This is a genomic window from Tardiphaga sp. 285_C5_N1_2, assembly GCF_052076065.1.
GTDB lineage: Bacteria > Pseudomonadota > Alphaproteobacteria > Rhizobiales > Xanthobacteraceae > Tardiphaga > Tardiphaga robiniae.
Window position 1 is genome coordinate 6,133,590 of record NZ_CP197241.1, and the last position, 17,981, is coordinate 6,151,570.

Genomic DNA, 17,981 nt, shown 5'->3' on the forward strand with positions numbered 1-17,981 from the left:
GGAGCGCAGTTAGCCGATTGCGGTCTTGATCACGCTGAGCAATTCCTGGAACGGCTCCGCGCAGGACGGGTCGGTCGGGTGCTGTTGCAGCACGCCGTAGATCTTGGGCACGAGCTGGACGGCCTGATCGAGTTCACTGTCGCGGCCGGGCTGATAGCCGCCCATCAGGCGAAGGTCGCGGGTGTCCTCAAAGCGGGCGATCATGGCGCGCAGCTTACGCACCAGATTAGCTTCCTCCGGCGACCACACATGCTGGCCGAGGCGCGACACCGATGACAGCACATTGACGGCCGGATAGCGGCCCTGATCGGCGACGTCGCGATCGAGCATGATGTGCCCGTCCAGCGTACCACGCACCGTATCTGCCACGGGCTCGTTGTGATCGTCACCATCGACCAGCACGGCAAAGACGCCGGTAATGGAGCCCTGGCCTTCGAGGCCCGGTCCTGAACGCTCCAGCAGCCGCGGAAGTTCGCTGAAGACACTCGGCGCATAGCCGCGTGCGATCGCCGGCTCGCCGGTAGCGAGCGCGACTTCACGGGATGCGTGGGCGAAGCGCGTTACCGAATCGACGATCAACAGCACCGATTCACCGCGATCGCGGAAATATTCGGCGATGGTCATCGCCGTCTTCGGCGCCAGTCGACGCATCATCGGGCTTTCGTCGCTCGTTGAGACGACTGTGATCGCGCGGGTCCTGTGATGGACCAGCGATTCTTCGAGAAATTCACGTACTTCTCGTCCACGCTCGCCGACAAGTGCAGTGACGACGGTGTCGAAGCCGGCGCTGCGTGCCAGCATCGAAAGAAGGGTGGTTTTGCCGACGCCGGAACCAGCGAAAATGCCGATGCGCTGGCCGATACAGAGCGGTGTGAAGAGATCCACGACGCGGACGCCGGTACGGAGCGGCTTGCTCACGCGCGAGCGGCTCATCGCTGGCGGGGGATTAGCATCCGTTTGCATCTCGCGCTCGCCGACCGGCATGTCGCCGGCGCCATCCAGTGGCTCACCGAGCGCATTGATGACGCGACCTTTCCAGGCCGGATGTGGAGACAGTGTCTTGGGAGGCATTCGGAAGGCGGGGACGCCGAGGCCGGCAGCAAAGTGGGAATCGAATGGTTTGGCCGTTACGCCGTCAGTATCGATCCGCACGACCTCACCGAGATGAACCTGCTTGTCGATTTCCAGTCCGATCAATTCACCGAGCCTGACATAGCGCGACAGGCCGGAGACGCGAAAATGCGTCGGCGTCACCTCGGACACCATGCCACCGACACGAACCGTGGGCACGTCCCGGCGCAGGGTTGCGATGGTCGATTCGAGTTTTTCAAGCGCGTTCATCGAGCTCTCCCGCCGGTCACGTCAGGCATCAGGCTTTTGGATCGCCCAGCGTGCGAATGGCGTTCTGCATGGTACTTTCGGAATTGTCGATCAATGAGCTGACGCTCTGGAAGGTGCGCTGTGCGGTCATCATCTGTGTGAGTTCTGTCAGAGGATCGACATTTGATCCTTCGACGTAGCCCTGCTGAAAGCCGACCGTGACGAAGTCGAGCGCGGTGGTCGCCGGCTTGCTCGGAATCACGCCTGACGTTCCGAATCGTTCCAGCTTTGCGTCCGGGGCGATATCGAACAGGCCAAGCTGACCGACCTGGATGCGGCCCTGCGAAATGGTGCCGTCGCGCACGATCGTCAGCGGGCCGGCGTCGGGATCGACGATGATCGGCGTGCCGCCAGAATCGAGGATTGGATAGCCGGTGAGGGTCTGAAGCTGCCCGTTGATGTCGATCTGCATGCGGCCATCGCGCGTATAGACGGTGCCGTTCGGCCCAGCAAACGCCATCCACGTCGTGTGGCCGGGATCGGGGCCGCCGGGGTACGCGGCCATGCTATTTCCGGTGACCGCAACGTCCAGGGTATTGCCGGTCTGGGTAATAGCGCCTTCCTTGCGCGAGATGAAGTTTTCGCCGGGCGAGGAGAACGCGACCGCCTGCGTTGCTGCGCGCGACATTGCAGTCTCGAACTTCACCGCGTCGGCACGGAACGCGGCGGTTTTCATATTGGCCATGTTGTTGGCAATGGTTTCGAGTCGCTTCTCGAGCGAGACTTGAGCCGAGAGGCTGACATAGAGCGCTGATTGCATTTTATCGTCCGATTTTCAGGTTCTGCAGGGTGGTCAGCACATCCGTGCTGAGGCCCATTTCGAGCGGCTGCGTGATGAGGGTGCTTGAAGCCGACTGGGCGGTGGACGTTCCGTTCTCCATCTCCCACATCACCGAAAAACGCTGCAGGAACGTCTGCAGCTTTTCGGGGGTCTGGAAATCCGCGATGCCGACTTTCGCGCTGAGCATATTCGCCTGTTTGTCGACATCCGCCATCGAGGTCATCGGTGAAATGCCAAGCGCGATCTGGGCGACCTTGATCAACGCCGGATCAGCGAGAATCTGATAGATGCTGGTGATCTTGGGCGCCTTGCGCTCGAAATAGAGTGCCAGACGAACGCCTTCATTTTGCGATCCGGCGTCTTCCTCGAGTTGCTGCCGGACGTATTTCTCGACGGTGCCGACCTGCGCGGCGGTCGTGCTCGTCGCCTGGTCACCCAGCTTGACGAAGTCGAATGCGGTGGCGAATTCGCGGTAGCGGGCGTCGGAAAGCTTGTTGGCGAATGTGGTCGAGCTGGCAACACCTTCCGTAAGAACCTTGCGCATGAACGCTTTGGCATAGGTCATGTCGCTCAACCCGTAAGCCTTCATGGCATAGCTGAACAACCGATAGTCGCCGATGAACTCGTCGATCGTCTTCACATCGCGGATGTGTGACAGGTAGTATTCCGTGTCCTTCGACACGTCCGGCTTCTCCATCGTCTGCTGCAACGATTTGACAATATTCTTGGAGATCAGCTGGTAGCTTGCGATTGTCGAGACCATCGGCAGTGGGTTCCCAGTCTGCGGGCGCATGCGGCGAGACTGGCCTCAAACTCCCCGCACAAGCTTGCGCGGGGCTGGCCGCCGCAGGTCGATGTCAGCCTCGTGCAAGCATCGTTGCCTAAGTGAATCGTATCCTCAATTTGGAGCGGTGCGCTTGAGCATTCTCTTTGGCGTCATTATCACACTCGCCAGTCTGATCGGCGGCTTCACCGCGATGGGCGGGCATCTCAGCGTGATATGGCAGCCCTGGGAGTTCGTCATCATCATGGGGATGTCGCTGGGCACCTATGTCATTGCGAATCCCTGGAAAACCGTGGTCGACACCGGCCGCGCCACCGTGCAGGCGTTGACGGTCGCGGTGCCAAAGCAGCGTCACTACCTTGATCTGCTGGGGCTTCTGCATTCGCTGATGCGCGAAGTGCGGAACAAGGGCCGTAACGAGGTGGAGGCCCATATCGACGATCCATCATCGTCAGAAATATTCACCGCCTTCCCGACCGTTCTCGCCAACGAGCCGCTTCTGCACTTCATCTGCGACTACTTCCGCCTGATCATCATGGGCAGCGCGCGGCCGCATGAGATCGAGGCGCTGATGGACGAGGAAATCGAAACCATCATTCGCAGCAAGATGAAGCCGTATGGCTCGTTGATGATGGTCGCCGAAGGACTTCCGGCGCTCGGTATCGTCGCCGCGGTACTCGGCGTCATCAAGGCGATGGGCGCTCTCGACCAATCCCCGAAATTACTCGGCGGCTTCATCGGTGCGGCTCTGGTCGGCACATTCGCCGGCATCTTCTTGTCCTACGGTCTTGTCGCGCCGCTGGCCCACAAGATCAAGCTGGTGCGCGAGCAGCGCGCGCGGATGTATGTAATCGTCAAGCAGTCACTGCTCGCCTTCATGAACGGGGCCCTGCCGCAGATCGCTATCGAACACGGCCGCAAGATGATCGGCCCCGGTGAACGCCCGTCGATCGATGTCGTCGAAAGCGAAACCATCTCCGGCGGGCCTGCAAAAGCAGCACCTGCTGAACCCTCGGCGAAAGCGGGAGCACGGGCCTGATGTCAGAAGTAAAGTCAGGCCGCGTAGATCAAGGATCAGATCAACTTTTAGGGGCTGCCGGAATTTCCGTCGAACGCATGCCGATGCTGCATGTGATTTTCGACCAGATGACGAATCTTTGCGCCGAAAGCCTGCGATCCATGTCGCCCTCGCAGTCGTATTTCTCGCTAAGCAGCGTGGGCAGTGATCGCCTCTCCGATATCCTCGATCGCTATGAGGGCGAAGCCATTGCCGCGGTTTTCTATGCACAAGCATGGGACGCCCGTATCCTGATCGGGTTTGATCGCGATTTCGTCTACACGATGATCGAGCTCCTGTTCGGCGCCGACGGTGCGGAGCCGCCGCTGGACATGCCGCGGGTATTCTCGAATGTGGAGTTGCATGTCGCGCAATCGCTGTTCGAGCGCTTTGGCAAGGCGTTGCAGGCGTCATTCGACCGCGCTTCCGACGTGACGTTCAACCTGGAACGTGTCGAGACGCGCATGGACTATCTTGCGATCGGCCGCCTCAACAACATGGCCGTGTGTGCGAAGATCCTGCTGCAAGGTCTCGATCGCGGCGGCGAGATGTTCATCGTCATTCCGCACGCAGCGCTTAATCCGATCCGGCAGTCGCTGTCGCAGATCGTATCCGGTGAGTCGGCATCCACCGATCCGAACTGGAGCCGTCAGTTGCACAGCGAGATTAAACGGACCGAAGTCGTTCTGAAGGCGGTTCTCGAAGAGCGGCAGTTTACTCTCGGCGAGGTCGCGAAATTTCACGTCGGCCAGGTGCTCAAGCTCAACGCCACGCCGGACACGATGGTTCGCCTCGAATGCAATGATCAACGCCTGTTCTGGTGCCAGCTCGGCCAGATGAATGGCGTTTATTCACTGCAGGTCAAGGAATCGGCCGACCAAAAACGGGAATTTATCGATGGTATCCTCGCTCGTTGACATCATCCTTTTTGCGGCTCTGCTCTTCACGAGCATCCGCGTCACCAAGATGCATCGTGAACTCGTGAAGTTGCGCGCACATCAGGGGGAGTTCACTGCGGTGGTCGGCAAGACCAACGAGACGGTGGACGACATGGTATTAATGGTACGCGAATTCAGTTCGGACGGACGGCAAATGGTTCAGGCGCTTGGCGACAAAATAGATGAGGCGCGCAAGGCTATCGCGGAAATCGATACTCGCACTGCGGCACAAAATCCGGCTTAGGCCACGATCTGAGTTTTCAAGAAGGCAGGGGATATGAAGCAACCATTCGATATCGATCCAGTGAGCGCAGCGACCGCTACAGGCGCCGACCCGCTTAAGGCTGACGGCGCGTCGTTCGGCAAACTGGCAGATCTTGCAGCTCGCGCTGCCGAGGAAACCAGCCGGCTGACAAATCTTGAACCTATCCTGCGCATCCCGGTCACGGTGCAGGTGCTGCTGGGCTCAGCGACCATGCCGGTCGCGGATCTGATGAAGCTTGGCCGCGGCGCAGTGATCCCGCTCGATCACCGCGTGGGTGAGCCTGTCGAGGTCGTCGTCAACGGACGCATCGTCGCGCGCGGTGCGGTCGTCGTCGTGGAAGATGAAAATTCGCGTTTCGGTGTATCGCTGACGGAAATCGTCGGAGGAGCGGCCGGGGATCCGGACGCTTAAAGAGATTTTCCCAAAGAGATATTCCTAATGGCATTCAATGCACCTGCCAAGCGCGCCGGCACCAGCATCAAACCGCTGGGTGGCACCGAGAAAGCGGCAGCTCTTCTGCTGGCCATGGGGCGTGAGCTCTCGGGCGGCCTGCTTCGGGAGTTCGATCCCGAAGAGATTAAACTGGTCACGCGCGCTGCGGCTGAGCTCAAGCCCATCTCGGGGCCTGAGCTTGAGGCGATCATTGAGGAATTCGCTCAGAATTTCTCGGAAGGTCCGAATATCTTCGGCACCGTCGGTGAGCTAGAGAAGCTGCTGAATGGCGTGCTGCCGCCTGAGCAGATCACTGACATTATTTCCGAAGTTCTGGGCAACAAGACAAAGTCGGTGTGGGAACGCATCTCTCTCGTCTCGGAAAGCCTGCTCGCCAACTATCTTCTCAAGGAGCATCCGCAAACGGCTGCACTCATTCTCTCGCGGGTGAAGCCGGCGTGTGCTGCCCGCGTGATGAGTCATCTTCCGCCGGATATCCGGCACGACTTGATGCGGCGTATGCTTAGCCTCAAGCCTGTTGTCGAGGATGCCATGGGCATTATCGAGAAAACGATGCACGAAGACTTCATGATCAACTTCGCCCGAAACCTGGCGTCCGATACCTATCCGCGCATGGCCGACATCATCAACAAGATGGAGCGGACGCAGATGGAGGAATCGCTGAAGAACCTCACCGAATCGCGGCCGAAGTCGGCCGAGATTCTGAAGGGTATGCTGTTTACCTTCGACGATATCGTCAACCTTACGGCCAAGGCGCGCATGCTGATCTTCGATCAGGTGCCAACAGATCGCGTGGTGATGGCGCTCAAGGGATCGGATACGACATTCCGCGAGCTCATTCTGTCGTCGCTCGCCTCGCGCACCCGTCGTCTGGTAGACCACGAACTGGCAAACGGTATCCCCGCGAATCAGCGTGAAATTCTGGATGCGCGGCGCGCCATTACCGACCTTGCGCTCGATATGGCCGGACGCGGCGAAATTGAACTAAATCCCGATCAAGAAGATCAGCCGGTATTCACCTGAAGATAGAGCATTGTGTCTGACGAACCCGACAAGGACAGTAAAACCGAAGAGGCGACAGAGAAGAAGGTTCGTGATTCCGTAGAGAAGGGCCAAATCCCGGTCTCGCGCGAAGCGCCGATTTTCGCCTCTATGCTCGCACTGCTGATTATTCAAAGCTTTCTGACCACCGACAACGTCAGAAAACTGACATTCACTTTAGCCCGATTGATCGACGATCCGTCGGGCATCCGCATCCGTAATGGAACGGATGCTATTGAGTTGCTCACCGCGGTCGGTATGAGTGCGGCGGGACTGGTTATTCCGATTGTTATCGTCCTGATGCTGGCCGGGCTGGCGTCATCTTTCCTGCAGAACGCACCGCGAATTGTGTTCGATCGCATCCAGCCGGAAGCCTCGCGCATCTCAATAGCGAAAGGTTGGGGCAGAATCTTCGGCGCGCAGGGACGTGTGGAATTCGGAAAGTCGGTCTTCAAGTTCGTCGCTATCAGTCTGGTCGTGATGATCGTCCTGCGGGCTGAGGAGGCCGTGGCCGTGAATGCATTGTTTAGCGATCCGGCGGCCGTTCCGGAATTGGTGCTGACTACCGCAATGCGGCTTGTCTCCGCCATCAGCATTGCGACCATTGTCCTGGTGTCGCTCGATCTCGTCTGGGCACGCTTCCATTGGCGCCGCGAACTGCGCATGACGAAGCAGGAGATCAAGGACGAGTTCAAGCAGGCCGAAGGCGATCCGATCGTCAAATCGCGGTTGCGTTCGTTGGCGCGCGATCGCGCTCGCAAGTCGATGCTGGCGGCCGTTCCGCGCGCCACGCTGGTGATCGCGAATCCCACGCATTACGCGATTGCGCTGAAGTACAAGCAGGGCGAAGACGCTGCGCCGACGGTGCTTGCAAAGGGGCAGGACCTGATCGCGCTGAAGATCAGGGAAATCGCCGAGAAGAATGGTGTCCCGGTGGTGGAAGACAAGATGCTGGCGCGCTCGATGTATGATGTTGCTTACATCGACAAGATGATTCCGTCGGAGTTCTTCCGCCCTGTCGCAGAAATCATCTACTTTCTGCATTCGCGAAAGCAGAAGACGAATGCGTAAGCGTTCCGCGCATGTCGTGATGCGCATCTCCAGCCTCGGACAAGTTTCCATTTGTAAACCATGATGAAGGAATCATGTTTGCCTGGGGGACAAGTGGGACCCGTATATCTCTTCGATGTTGCCTCATCGCATGAGCGATGGCTGTCGCTGCGGCAGTCCGCAATCTCGGCGAATGTCGCCAATGCGAACACGCCGGGCTATCGCGCGCAGGACATTGAACCGTTCAACAAGATTCTCGATTCGAAAGTCGTGCCTGTGACGGTGACGTCGCCGGCGCATATCACGACCGGGTCTTCGGTTGAGGCACAGGGCATGCGCAAGGAAAAGAGCTGGGAGACCGTTCACTCCGGCAACTCCGTCAGCCTTGAGCAGGAAATGCTGAAGGCTGGCGATATCAATCGCGACTATTCACTGAATACGGCGATCGTCAAATCGTTTCATCGCATGTTCATGACAAGCATGAAGACCTGAGGGAAATGACGATGATTGATCCGTTACAAGCATCTGTTCAGATCGCAAGTTCCGGCCTCGAAGCGCAGTCGACCCGCTTGCGTGTCGTGTCGGAGAACCTTGCTAACGCTAATTCAACCGGCCGCACGCCAGGTTCGGATCCGTATCGCCGCAAGACCACGACCTTCACAGCCGAGATGGACCGTGCCGCTGGTGTGCGCATGGTCAAGGTGAAGGATGTCGGAACCGATCAGGCGCCGTTCCGCGTGGACTATGAGCCAGGCCACCCGGCTGCCGATCCAACCGGTTACGTAAAGCTGCCCAATGTTAACTCGTTGATTGAAATGGGCGACATGCGGGAAACCAACCGGTCCTTCGAGGCCAACCTACAGGTCATCAAACAAGTGAGATCCATGGTGTCGATGACCATCGATCTCTTGAGGAGCTAACCATGCTTGAAGCGGTATCCTCAGTCATCAGCAGTGCTGGTGAGCTCGCCAAAACCAGCGAAGTCATCAATTCCGCGACACCCGCGGTGCAGCCCGGCGCAGCCACCGTCGGTTTCAACAATGTCCTCGAACAGGTCGCAGCCGATGCCATCGGTTCGATCAAGGCCGGCGAAGCCGCGTCAATCCAGTCCATCCACGGCAAGCTCTCGGCACAGAAGGTGGTCGAGGCGGTCATGTCTGCCGAACGGTCATTGCAGATGGCTGTCGCCGTCCGCGACAAGGTCGTTCAGGCGTATCAAGAAGTCAGCCGAATGGCGATTTGAGGTTTAATCATGAGAGCTCTGGCCATTGCTGCCACCGGTATGGGCGCGCAGCAGCTTAATGTCGAAGTGATCGCGAATAATATCGCGAATATCAATACGACCTCGTACAAGCGATCCCGCGCGGAATTCACCGATCTGTTCTATCAGATCGACCGCGCGCAGGGCGTTCCCAACCGAAGCGGTGAGGGCGCAGTACCTGAAGGCGCAAAGCTCGGTCTCGGCGTGCGTTCGGCTGCCGTGCGCAAGCTGCATCTGCAGGGCGCCATGGCGCAGACTGGCAACACTTATGACATGGCCATTAATGGCCGCGGCTGGTTCCAGATCGCCGGTCCGAATGGTGAGACGCTCTACACACGCGCCGGTGCATTCAACCTGAATGAAAACCGCCAGCTGGTGACGCCGGACGGCTATCTGGTGACGCCTGCGATCATCGTCCCGCAGAATGCCGTGGATGTCACTGTCAACGAGTCTGGCCAGGTCTTCGCGAAGGTCGACGGGACCGTTGCGCCTGTTCAGCTCGGGCAACTCTCGCTCGCGAACTTCTCCAATGAAGCCGGTCTGGATCCACTGGGCGGCAATCTCTATCGCGAGACGGTTTCATCCGGCGTGCCGGTTGTCGGCTTCGCAGGCGACATTGGCTACGGAAAGCTGCATCAACACTATCTCGAGAGTTCGAACGTCGATCCGGTGAAGGAAATCACTGAGCTGATATCGGCGCAGCGTTCTTATGAAATGAATTCAAAAGTCATCCAGGCGGCTGACGAGATGGCATCGACCATTTCGAAGGGCATGCGGTAATCCACAGAACGGGATCTCGGCCTGATGCGCGCAGTTACCATCGTTACCCGCTGGGTCGTGAGCCTCGTGCTCGCGACCGGCATTGCAAGCGTCGCTCAGGCCGCGGACGAGTCTGTCCGCTATCCGGTGCCGGCTACAGCCATCTATCCCGGTGACGTCATCAGGGATGAGATGATTATGGATCGCAATTTTGCGCCCAATATTCAGGGCGCAAGTGCGTTCATCAACGACCGTGCGTCCCTCGTTGGCCGCATTGCGCGCCGTACTCTGTTGGCGGGACACCTGATTCCGATCAACGGTCTCGAGGATCTGAAGGCCGTCACCCGCGGCGCTGTGGTGAAGGTGCTCGTCGAGGATGACGGGCTCATTATCGTCACCTATGCAACATCCCTGCAGTCGGGCAGCGCCGGCATGATGGTGCAGCTTCGCAACCTCGATACCGGAGTCACTATCCGGGGCATCGTCCAGCAGGACGGATCAGTACGGATTCAGAACGGATGATGCTGCGTCTCCTTTGCGGTCTCCTGCTTTCGCTTTCGATCTCGGCGGCAGATGCCGCTGTGCGTGTGAAGGACATCGCCAATCTCAAGGGCGTGCGGGAGAACCAAATCCTCGGCTATGGCCTTGTGATCGGCCTCAAGGGCACCGGTGACACGTTGCGCAACGCGCCGTTCACCGAACAATCGTTGCAATCGATGCTCGACAATATGGGCATCAATATCCGTGGCACCTCGTTGCGCACGCGCAACGTTGCCGCCGTCGTTGTGACGGCCGATCTGCCGCCGTTTGTCGCGGGTGGTTCGCGAATCGACGTCGCGATCTCGTCATTGGGCGACGCATCATCCCTGCTTGGTGGAACGTTGGTGATGACGCAGTTACGCGGTGCCGATGGCGAAACCTATGCTGTCGCGCAAGGTGCTATCGCTGTAGGCGGTTACAACGTCGAAGGCGCTGCACAAACGCTTAGCCAGGGCGTGGCCACAGCTGGCCGTATCCCAAATGGCGCGCTGATCGAACGTGAAGTCAAGGGGCGTTTCAGCGAGATGGAATCGCTCATTCTTGAGCTAAAGAATCCGGATTTCGTCACCGCAACGCGTATCATGGACGCGATCAACGCGCATAGTAGCGGCCGTTACCAGAAGGTCGTGGCCTTCGAGCGCGATTATCGCACCATCGTGCTGTCGCGCCCACGCTCGACCGCGCCGGTGCGGTTTATCGCCGAAATCGAGGAGCTACTGGTCGAGCCGGATTCGCCGGCGCGAGTGGTGGTCGACGAACGCACGGGAACGGTGGTCATCGGCCGGAATGTACAGATTTCGACAGTCGCGGTCACCCATGGAAATCTGTCGGTGCGAATCACCGAGGCGCCGATCGTGTCGCAACCGAACCCATTCGCGCGCGGCGAGACGAAGGTGGTGCCGCAAACCTTCATCGAAGCTAACGAGCCCGGCGCCAAGATCGCCATTCTGCGTGGTGCGGACTTGCAGCGTCTGGTGCGTGGTCTCAATCAAATCGGCCTGAAACCGCAGGGAATCATCGCGATCTTGCAGGCGATCAAGGCGGCCGGCGCGCTGCAAGCGGAACTCGTCATCCAGTAAGCCCGGGTCAGCGTCACGCAAGCCAAAGCGTGCAACGCTCGCTCAGCTGAATCACGAGAACACGAATGGCGCGCGTCGCAAATCGATCGATCAAGTTTCTCATGCTGGTCGGTATGGTGCTGTCCACACAGGCATCGGCCGAACCCGAGCAGAAGCTCTCAAAGCCGCTGAACCTCGGTGAATTTGCAAAGACGCCGCAAGTCGCGCGCCCACGCCCGGCTGCCAACAAGCAGGACCCGGTGGTGCGTCCGCCAGCCGATTCGGCGCTGATCACGGGCGCAATCGACAAAAAGGATAGCGCAGCCGCGAACTCCCAGGAATCCGACGTCGCGCGCTTTTGCAGCAATATCGCAGACCAGGCACTCGATGCCCGGGTGGCGTGGCAGCAGAAAGAGCTGGAAGCGACGGAATCCAAGCTGAAGCTGCGCATTGCCGAACTTGAGGCCAAGCGTGCCGAATATGAGGAATGGCTGAAGTTGCGCGAAGAATTCCTCAAAAAGGCGGAAGATAACGTCGTCGAAATCTACTCGCGCATGAATCCGGAAGCTGCGGCGCAGCAGATTGCCAGCATGGCTGATGACACGGCAGCTGCTGTTCTCGCCAAGCTGCGCGTCCGCGTTGCCAGCGCGATCCTCAATGAAATGGAACCGGCACGTGGCGCACATCTCGCTGACACGCTTGCCGGGATGCGTCGCACCGACGACGGGAAAGCCAAGAAATGATGTGGTTGAGAGTGATTCTGATTCCGGTCGCACTGTCGTGCCTGACCGGTTGCGCCAGTAATCTCGCCGAGGTTGGCCAGGCGCCCTACATGTCGCCGATCGGCAACGGTATGCAGGTCGATGCGCGCGCAATTCCGATCGAGAGACGAGCCTATCGTAGCGCGGGCCCTCACTCGATCTGGAATGACCGCAAGGACCTCTACCGCGATTCCCGGGCAACGCGGGTCGGCGATCTGCTGACCGTGAATATTCTGATGAACGATAAGGCGATCCTTGATAACAAGACGGATCGGTCGCGGGACTCGCAGATCAAGGTTGAGTCCGATTACTCGGCCAATATCGCCAAATGGCTCTCGGCGGGAAATTTCGATACCAACGTCAAGTCCCAGTCGTCGAACAAGGGCGCTGGCAAGATCGACCGGAACGAAGAAGTACGTTTCTCGGTGGCTGCCGTCGTTGTCGACGTACTCCCGAACGGCAATCTCCTGGTTAGCGGTTCGCAGGAGATGCGCGTCAATTACGAAATGCGCATCGTCAATGTCGGCGGCATCGTGCGCCCGATCGATATCAGCCGCAACAACACCATCGCCTATGAGAAGATCGCCGAAGCCCGCATTTCGTATGGCGGGCGAGGCCGGTCCATGGAAGTGCAGCAGCCGAACTGGGGTCAACAGGTTTACGACCAGGTCGCGCCGTTCTGATGGGAATCGATCATGGCCGATAACACAGCGAATGAAGGCCAGCGCCCAGGATTCATGCAGTGGTTTGGCGCCCTGCTGCTTGTCACGGCGCTCTCGGTCGGGGCTGGAGCGCTGGCAAGCTTGCATCTGATGTCGACGTTCCAGCGCATCAGTGAAAGCCAGAAGGAAGTCCCAGAGAAACCGATCTCGTCGGCCTTCAATGCCAATGATCGTCTGCGCAAGATCACGCCGGTCGTGACCAATCTGGCGGCGCCGCCAAATGCCTGGATCCGCATGGAGGCATCGATCGTAACCGATAAATTGACCGAGGAGGAGGCGAGCATCGTGGTCGCTCGCATAGGTGAGGATGTTGCAGCCTATCTGCGCACGCTCACACCCGCGCAGATCGAGGGTGCCCGCGGCCTGCAATATCTGCGCGAAGACCTGAATGAGCGCGCGCTTACGCGTTCGAGCGGCAGGGTTCGTGAGTTGATTATCGAGACGCTGGTGGTGCAATGAAGCGTATCATTCCGATCCTGCTCCTGGTGCTTCTGCCGACGGCTGCAGTGGCGCAGGTTCCGGATCTGTCGACCTTGCTTCCGCAGGGCGAGGGTAGTGCGAGCGGCCGAATCATCCAGATGGTCGCGCTGCTGACGGTGCTGTCACTGGCGCCGGGCTTGCTCATCATGGTGACGAGCTTCACGCGATTCGTCGTCGCACTCTCATTCCTGCGCACAGGGCTTGGTCTGCAAACCACGCCAGCCAATATTGTGATGATCAGCCTCGCGCTGTTCCTCACATTTTATGTGATGGCGCCGACCTTCGATCGCGCGTGGGTGAACGGCCTTCAGCCCCTGATGAAGAATGAGATCACAGAGCAGGAAGCCTATTCGCGTGTCACAGATCCGTTTCGCGATTTCATGCTGCAGCATGTGCGTGAGAAGGATCTGCAAACCTTCGAGAACCTCGCTGCCGAGAGCATGAAGATCAAACTCGAAGGTCAGCGGATCGATCTACGAATCATCATTCCGGCTTTCATGGTGTCGGAGCTTCGCCGTGCATTCGAGATCGGATTTCTCGTTGTCATGCCGTTCCTGGTGATCGACATGATCGTTGCAACGCTAACGATGTCGATGGGCATGATGATGATGCCGCCCACGGTGTTCGCGCTACCGTTCAAGGTACTATTCTTCGTACTGATCGACGGCTGGAATTTGCTCGCAGTTGGTCTTGTGAAGTCGTTTCTCTAGACCATTTGATTCATCACAAGGTAAGTGACGAATCAAATGATCGCTGTTAACTATACGAGCCGCCGCTTCCTTCAGCTTTGGGTAAGGTTTGGCGGCTAGCTTGCAATTCACGACAGGTTGGGTCGATCAGATATCGACATCCCAAAGGCATGATGCCGCCCTCTCGTACCGGTGAAAGTCCGGTATGTCCCCAGCAAATCAATCAAATTAAAGGGACATACGATGTCTAGCTTGATGACCAACTCCCAGGCCATGACCGCGCTGCAGACCCTGCGCTCGGTCGATGCCAACCTCTCCACCACGATGAACCGCATCTCGACCGGCTATCGCGTGTCGACCGCTTCGGACAATGCCGCTTACTGGTCGATCGCCACCACGATGCGGTCGGACGTTCAGGCTCTGGGCGCCGTGCAGGACGCTCTCGGTCTCGGCGCTGCGACCATCGACACCATGTATACCGGCCTGAGCGCCACGGTTGACGTCGTGTCGTCGATCAAGGCCAAGCTGGTTGCTGCCCGTACACCGGGCGTTGACCGCGCGAAGATCCAGAGCGAAATCACCGAACTGCAGAAGCAGCTGAAGAACACCGCCGACAGCGCGGTTTTCAACGGTGAGAACTGGATCTCGGGTGATTCGAGCAGCGCCAGCTACAACGCGACCAAGAGCGTCGTGTCGTCGTTCTCCCGCGCCGGCGGCGCCGTCCAGATTGACACGCTCTCGGTCGACCTCAATGCGATCAAGCTCTACGACGCGAATGTTGACACGGCCTATATTGCCCAGACGTTCCCGACGGGTACCAGCACGGCCTATGCTGCTGCCACCGACGTCGGCGGCAACATCACGGTGACCGTCGGTGCCGCTGCGGCGATCAACGTCTCGATCGCCAAGGGTTCGTCGATCAATGATGTTGCCGCGGCGATCAACTCGCTCGGTATCGAAGGTCTGACGGTCGGTATCGCGGGCAATGGCACGCAGCTCGCATTCAAGAGCCGCAACGACGCCAACGTTGTGATCGATGCCAGCGTTGCCGGCTACGGCGCCGCTGTCACACTGACCGCGCTTGCCGCGCCCCTCGACTCCAAGAAGGGCGTTCTCGACGGCACCATGGACGCCTATACCGGCACTGCCTGGGAAACCTTCAGTGTTTCGTCGATGGACATCTCGAAGCTCACCGACAACGCGGCGGACCTCGCCAAGCTCGAGACCTACATCTCGGGTACCGACAAGGCACTGGCCAAGATCACTGACTCCGCCACCAACCTCGGCGCCATCAAGAACCGCATCGGCCTGCAGCAGAACTTCGTGAAGACCCTGACTGACTCGCTCGATCGCGGTATCGGCCAGCTCGTCGACGCAGACATGAACGCCGAATCGACCCGCCTCCAGGCCTTGCAGACGCAGCAGCAGCTGGGCATCCAGGCGCTGTCGATCGCCAACGCCGGCAGCCAGAGCATCCTGTCGCTGTTCCGCGGCTAATCGCTCTCGCATCGTGAACAGGAATGGCCGCGACCAATCAAGGTCGCGGCCATTTCGCTTTCAGGCTCTCCGTAACCCTCGGACAAGCTTCACAATCGATGATCGATTCGGAAGTGGGCAGGGGTATTTATGGTCAATCGCGAGCACGCGCAGAAGCTCTGGAACAATCTGCTTGAGCTGGGTACGAAGCGTCTCATTCTGCTCGCGGTGGTTGGCCTCGCTGTATTCGGCGGCGTTGGCGGCGGCGCATACTACATAAGCCGACCGGAATACAATGTTCTCTATTCGGGTCTTAGCCGCGAGGACGTGACGCGTGTCAGCTCGGTGCTGCGCGACGCGAATATCGCTTTCGATCTGAATACGGCAGGCGATACCGTCTACGTTCGTCCCGGACAGACCGCGCAGGCGCGTACGCTGCTGGCCGACAAGGGCCTGCCCAGCACCACCGGCGGCGGTTATGAGCTGTTCGACAAGATTGGCTCGCTCGGCCTGACGTCGTTCATGCAGGAAATCACGCGCGTGCGTGCGCTCGAGGGCGAGATTGCGCGGACAATCCAGGTTCTCAAAGGCGTCAAGGCAGCCCGCGTCCATATCGTGATGCCTGCGCGCGGCTCGTTCCGGCGTGAGCAGTCGCCGCCGTCGGCTTCGGTCGTATTGCGAACGGATGGTCCGGCGGATGCACGCACGGCACGTTCGGTGCGCCATCTCGTGGCTGCGGCCGTGCCGGGGATGACCGCGGACAAGGTCACCGTGCTCGACAGCGACGGGTCGCTGCTCTCGGATGATGACGGCAGCGGCAGCGTCGGGGCAACGCCGACCACGATGGCGAACTTGCAGAAGGTTGTGAGCCGCTCGATCCAGGAGAATGTCAGCCGGGCACTGACGCCCTATCTGGGGCTCGATAACTTCGAGGTCAGCGTTGCGACCCAGCTGTCGACCGACAAGAAACAGACCAATGAGACGGTCTACGATCCGGATTCGCGGGTGCAGCGCTCCGTACGCGCTGTGCGAGAGAAGGAAACGTCGCAGAGTCTCGATCGGCAGCAACCGACAACCGTTCAGCAGAACCTGCCAGATCAGCAGGTCAATGCGACCGGCGCCAAGAATCAGAATGACGAGAAGCAGCGCCGCGAAGACATCACCAATTACGAAGTTTCGTCGAAGACGGTGACGACCACGAGCGATGGTTTCGTGGTGAACAAGATGTTCCTTGCCGTTCTGGTCAACCGGCCGCGTCTCATTGCGAGCCTTGGCGACAAGGTGAGCGATGCTGCGATCGAAGCCAAGGTCGCGGAGATTTCGCAGATTGCTGCGACCGCAGCTGGCATCGATCGCCCGCGCGGCGACCAGATTCAGGTTTCGGCGGTCGAATTCATGGAAGGTGCGCGCGATCTCGCGCCGGTGCCGTCGATCACCTTCACAGAGGTGATGATGCGCCAAGCGGGCAGTCTCGTAAGTGCCATCACCATTCTAGCCGTGGCCGGCATGCTGATCTGGTTCGGTCTGCGCCCCGCGATCAATACGATCCTGGCCAGCGCGAAGACGGACGAGACAACGCAGTTCCAGGCGGAGACGAATGCGCTGCTCAGTGGCGGCAGCACGATGGCGGCCGCGGCTCTGTCAGGAGGCGAGGCTCCGCCCAATCTTATCCAGGATGTCTCGAGCAGTATGCAGAATACGCCACAGAAGCGGCTGGAACAGATCATCCAGCTTGATGAGAAGCAGGCGGCAGCGATTCTGAAACAATGGATCAGACAAGAGGAAGCGGTATGAGCGCAGAGCAAGTCGCACGTCTGATCGCCGATTTCGATCGACCGGAGCCGCCGAAAACACGCAGCCGCGTCGTTCCGTTCGACCATCTGCATCACTCCAGCGTGCAGCCGCAACATCAGCCGCTTCTGCAGAAGGCAAAGCAGCAACCGTCGTTTCAACCGCAGCCGCAGATGCAACCAAAGCCGCCTCTCGTGCAGGAGGATGATGGCTATGAGCGCGGTCGCGCCGAAGGCTATGCGAGTGCACTTGCCGAGTTCGAACGGCGCATGGAGCAGGAAAAGGAGGCTCTTGCGGCGCAGGCCGCCGAAGAACGGCAGCAATTGCTCAACGAGACGGCGGCGAAGCTCGCGGGTGATATCGCCGAAATGGGCGACCAGTTGCAGGGAAGAATCGCCGGCGTAGCCGCTCGGCTCCTCGAGCCACTCATCAGTAACGCCGTGCAGAAACAGGCAGTTACGTCATTCATCGAGCATCTGTCGTCGATTACAACCGATAGCCGCCGCCCGGTCCTGCGCATCACAGGCCCATCGGAGTTGCTCGAACTGATCCGCAGCAAGCTCGGCGTCCGCGCAATCGCATCGGAATTGCGTGCCGGCCCCGAGGCGGAAGCGTCGATTGTCGTTGATCAGATCGTGCTCGAGACTCAGCTCAAGGTCTGGACCGAACGACTGAAGATGGCGGTCCAGAGCTGA

General features: G+C 59.2%; 22 protein-coding genes. 19 read left to right on the plus strand and 3 right to left on the minus strand.

What is annotated here, in order from left to right; genetic code table 11:
* Positions 1-9: 9 nt before the first annotated feature.
* From fliI to AB7951_RS29080, 3 genes are read right to left on the minus strand one after another with little or no spacing between them, the layout of a single operon-like run.
* On the minus strand, positions 10-1,341 hold the full coding sequence (gene fliI / locus AB7951_RS29070) for a flagellar protein export ATPase FliI (RefSeq protein ID WP_120287547.1): 1,332 nt from the start codon (positions 1,339-1,341) through the stop codon (positions 10-12).
* A gap of 28 nt (positions 1,342-1,369) precedes the next feature.
* Positions 1,370-2,140 (minus strand): flagellar basal-body rod protein FlgF, encoded by a 771-nt coding sequence (gene flgF, locus AB7951_RS29075; RefSeq protein ID WP_093757679.1) that lies wholly within the window; start codon positions 2,138-2,140, stop codon positions 1,370-1,372.
* A 1-nt stretch (position 2,141) separates the two neighbouring features.
* A complete protein-coding gene (locus AB7951_RS29080) occupies positions 2,142-2,924 on the minus strand; it encodes a DUF1217 domain-containing protein (RefSeq protein ID WP_120288070.1) in 783 nt (260 codons plus the stop codon).
* 154 nt (positions 2,925-3,078) lie between these two features.
* Here AB7951_RS29080 and motA point away from each other — a divergent pair, with 154 nt between their 5' ends.
* From motA to AB7951_RS29175, 19 genes are all read left to right on the plus strand, one after another.
* Positions 3,079-3,984, plus strand: a complete 906-nt coding sequence (motA, locus tag AB7951_RS29085) for a flagellar motor stator protein MotA (RefSeq protein WP_374725590.1) — start codon at positions 3,079-3,081, stop codon at positions 3,982-3,984.
* Positions 3,984-4,919, plus strand: a complete 936-nt coding sequence (locus AB7951_RS29090) for a FliM/FliN family flagellar motor switch protein (protein WP_089263426.1) — start codon at positions 3,984-3,986, stop codon at positions 4,917-4,919. The genes motA and AB7951_RS29090 overlap by 1 nt, the downstream gene beginning before the upstream one ends.
* Entirely contained in the window at positions 4,900-5,184 is a 285-nt protein-coding gene (locus tag AB7951_RS29095; protein WP_093757678.1) for a hypothetical protein, read from the plus strand. Before AB7951_RS29090 ends, AB7951_RS29095 begins: the two co-directional genes overlap by 20 nt.
* 33 nt (positions 5,185-5,217) lie before the next feature.
* The gene (gene fliN / locus AB7951_RS29100; RefSeq protein WP_089263428.1) at positions 5,218-5,616 is read left to right on the plus strand and encodes a flagellar motor switch protein FliN; all 399 of its coding nucleotides are present in this window, start codon (positions 5,218-5,220) and stop codon (positions 5,614-5,616) included.
* A gap of 27 nt (positions 5,617-5,643) precedes the next feature.
* Positions 5,644-6,681 carry a flagellar motor switch protein FliG gene (locus AB7951_RS29105; RefSeq protein ID WP_093757676.1) on the plus strand — a complete coding sequence of 346 codons (1,038 nt, stop codon included), beginning with the start codon at positions 5,644-5,646 and terminating at the stop codon, positions 6,679-6,681.
* Between the two features lie 12 nt (positions 6,682-6,693).
* The gene (flhB, locus tag AB7951_RS29110) at positions 6,694-7,770 is read left to right on the plus strand and encodes a flagellar biosynthesis protein FlhB (protein ID WP_093757675.1); all 1,077 of its coding nucleotides are present in this window, start codon (positions 6,694-6,696) and stop codon (positions 7,768-7,770) included.
* A gap of 93 nt (positions 7,771-7,863) precedes the next feature.
* Positions 7,864-8,241 (plus strand): flagellar basal body rod protein FlgB, encoded by a 378-nt coding sequence (flgB, locus tag AB7951_RS29115; RefSeq protein ID WP_089263431.1) that lies wholly within the window; start codon positions 7,864-7,866, stop codon positions 8,239-8,241.
* An 11-nt stretch (positions 8,242-8,252) separates the two neighbouring features.
* Positions 8,253-8,669, plus strand: a complete 417-nt coding sequence (gene flgC, locus AB7951_RS29120) for a flagellar basal body rod protein FlgC (RefSeq protein WP_089263697.1) — start codon at positions 8,253-8,255, stop codon at positions 8,667-8,669.
* Between the two features lie 2 nt (positions 8,670-8,671).
* Positions 8,672-8,992: a flagellar hook-basal body complex protein FliE gene (locus AB7951_RS29125; RefSeq protein WP_068729891.1), complete on the plus strand. Its 321-nt coding sequence runs from the start codon at positions 8,672-8,674 to the stop codon at positions 8,990-8,992.
* A gap of 9 nt (positions 8,993-9,001) precedes the next feature.
* Complete coding sequence (flgG, locus tag AB7951_RS29130; RefSeq protein WP_089263432.1) at positions 9,002-9,790, plus strand: flagellar basal-body rod protein FlgG; 789 nt, start codon at positions 9,002-9,004, stop codon at positions 9,788-9,790.
* A 24-nt stretch (positions 9,791-9,814) separates the two neighbouring features.
* The gene (gene flgA, locus AB7951_RS29135) at positions 9,815-10,291 is read left to right on the plus strand and encodes a flagellar basal body P-ring formation chaperone FlgA (protein ID WP_089263433.1); all 477 of its coding nucleotides are present in this window, start codon (positions 9,815-9,817) and stop codon (positions 10,289-10,291) included.
* Positions 10,291-11,388: a flagellar basal body P-ring protein FlgI gene (gene flgI, locus AB7951_RS29140; protein ID WP_184520050.1), complete on the plus strand. Its 1,098-nt coding sequence runs from the start codon at positions 10,291-10,293 to the stop codon at positions 11,386-11,388. The genes flgA and flgI overlap by 1 nt, the downstream gene beginning before the upstream one ends.
* Before the next feature lie 65 nt (positions 11,389-11,453).
* Positions 11,454-12,110 carry a MotE family protein gene (locus AB7951_RS29145; protein ID WP_244558224.1) on the plus strand — a complete coding sequence of 219 codons (657 nt, stop codon included), beginning with the start codon at positions 11,454-11,456 and terminating at the stop codon, positions 12,108-12,110.
* A 5-nt stretch (positions 12,111-12,115) separates the two neighbouring features.
* Positions 12,116-12,811, plus strand: a complete 696-nt coding sequence (gene flgH, locus AB7951_RS29150) for a flagellar basal body L-ring protein FlgH (RefSeq protein ID WP_089263698.1) — start codon at positions 12,116-12,118, stop codon at positions 12,809-12,811.
* Between the two features lie 54 nt (positions 12,812-12,865).
* A complete protein-coding gene (locus AB7951_RS29155) occupies positions 12,866-13,309 on the plus strand; it encodes a flagellar basal body-associated FliL family protein (protein ID WP_199712004.1) in 444 nt (147 codons plus the stop codon).
* On the plus strand, positions 13,306-14,040 hold the full coding sequence (gene fliP, locus AB7951_RS29160; RefSeq protein WP_089263436.1) for a flagellar type III secretion system pore protein FliP: 735 nt from the start codon (positions 13,306-13,308) through the stop codon (positions 14,038-14,040). Before AB7951_RS29155 ends, fliP begins: the two co-directional genes overlap by 4 nt.
* A 222-nt stretch (positions 14,041-14,262) precedes the next feature.
* The gene (locus tag AB7951_RS29165) at positions 14,263-15,516 is read left to right on the plus strand and encodes a flagellin N-terminal helical domain-containing protein (protein WP_120287543.1); all 1,254 of its coding nucleotides are present in this window, start codon (positions 14,263-14,265) and stop codon (positions 15,514-15,516) included.
* 129 nt (positions 15,517-15,645) lie between these two features.
* Positions 15,646-17,289, plus strand: coding sequence for a flagellar basal-body MS-ring/collar protein FliF (fliF, locus tag AB7951_RS29170; RefSeq protein WP_120287542.1), 1,644 nt, complete (start codon positions 15,646-15,648; stop codon positions 17,287-17,289).
* Complete coding sequence (locus AB7951_RS29175) at positions 17,286-17,981, plus strand: hypothetical protein (protein ID WP_120287541.1); 696 nt, start codon at positions 17,286-17,288, stop codon at positions 17,979-17,981. The genes fliF and AB7951_RS29175 overlap by 4 nt, the downstream gene beginning before the upstream one ends.

Coding starts and splice junctions, on each gene's coding strand:
- AB7951_RS29095 (WP_093757678.1), top strand. CDS start 4,900: ATGGTATCCTCGCTCGTTGACATCATCCTTTTTGCGGCTCTGCTCTTC.
- AB7951_RS29125 (WP_068729891.1), top strand. CDS start 8,672: ATGCTTGAAGCGGTATCCTCAGTCATCAGCAGTGCTGGTGAGCTCGCC.
- flgC (WP_089263697.1), top strand. CDS start 8,253: ATGATTGATCCGTTACAAGCATCTGTTCAGATCGCAAGTTCCGGCCTC.
- fliI (WP_120287547.1), bottom strand. CDS start 1,341: ATGAACGCGCTTGAAAAACTCGAATCGACCATCGCAACCCTGCGCCGG.
- AB7951_RS29145 (WP_244558224.1), top strand. CDS start 11,454: ATGGCGCGCGTCGCAAATCGATCGATCAAGTTTCTCATGCTGGTCGGT.
- flgF (WP_093757679.1), bottom strand. CDS start 2,140: ATGCAATCAGCGCTCTATGTCAGCCTCTCGGCTCAAGTCTCGCTCGAG.
- fliN (WP_089263428.1), top strand. CDS start 5,218: ATGAAGCAACCATTCGATATCGATCCAGTGAGCGCAGCGACCGCTACA.
- AB7951_RS29165 (WP_120287543.1), top strand. CDS start 14,263: ATGTCTAGCTTGATGACCAACTCCCAGGCCATGACCGCGCTGCAGACC.
- AB7951_RS29080 (WP_120288070.1), bottom strand. CDS start 2,924: ATGGTCTCGACAATCGCAAGCTACCAGCTGATCTCCAAGAATATTGTC.
- fliF (WP_120287542.1), top strand. CDS start 15,646: ATGGTCAATCGCGAGCACGCGCAGAAGCTCTGGAACAATCTGCTTGAG.
- flgI (WP_184520050.1), top strand. CDS start 10,291: ATGCTGCGTCTCCTTTGCGGTCTCCTGCTTTCGCTTTCGATCTCGGCG.
- AB7951_RS29155 (WP_199712004.1), top strand. CDS start 12,866: ATGCAGTGGTTTGGCGCCCTGCTGCTTGTCACGGCGCTCTCGGTCGGG.
- flgA (WP_089263433.1), top strand. CDS start 9,815: ATGCGCGCAGTTACCATCGTTACCCGCTGGGTCGTGAGCCTCGTGCTC.
- AB7951_RS29105 (WP_093757676.1), top strand. CDS start 5,644: ATGGCATTCAATGCACCTGCCAAGCGCGCCGGCACCAGCATCAAACCG.
- flgG (WP_089263432.1), top strand. CDS start 9,002: ATGAGAGCTCTGGCCATTGCTGCCACCGGTATGGGCGCGCAGCAGCTT.
- AB7951_RS29175 (WP_120287541.1), top strand. CDS start 17,286: ATGAGCGCAGAGCAAGTCGCACGTCTGATCGCCGATTTCGATCGACCG.
- fliP (WP_089263436.1), top strand. CDS start 13,306: ATGAAGCGTATCATTCCGATCCTGCTCCTGGTGCTTCTGCCGACGGCT.
- AB7951_RS29090 (WP_089263426.1), top strand. CDS start 3,984: ATGTCAGAAGTAAAGTCAGGCCGCGTAGATCAAGGATCAGATCAACTT.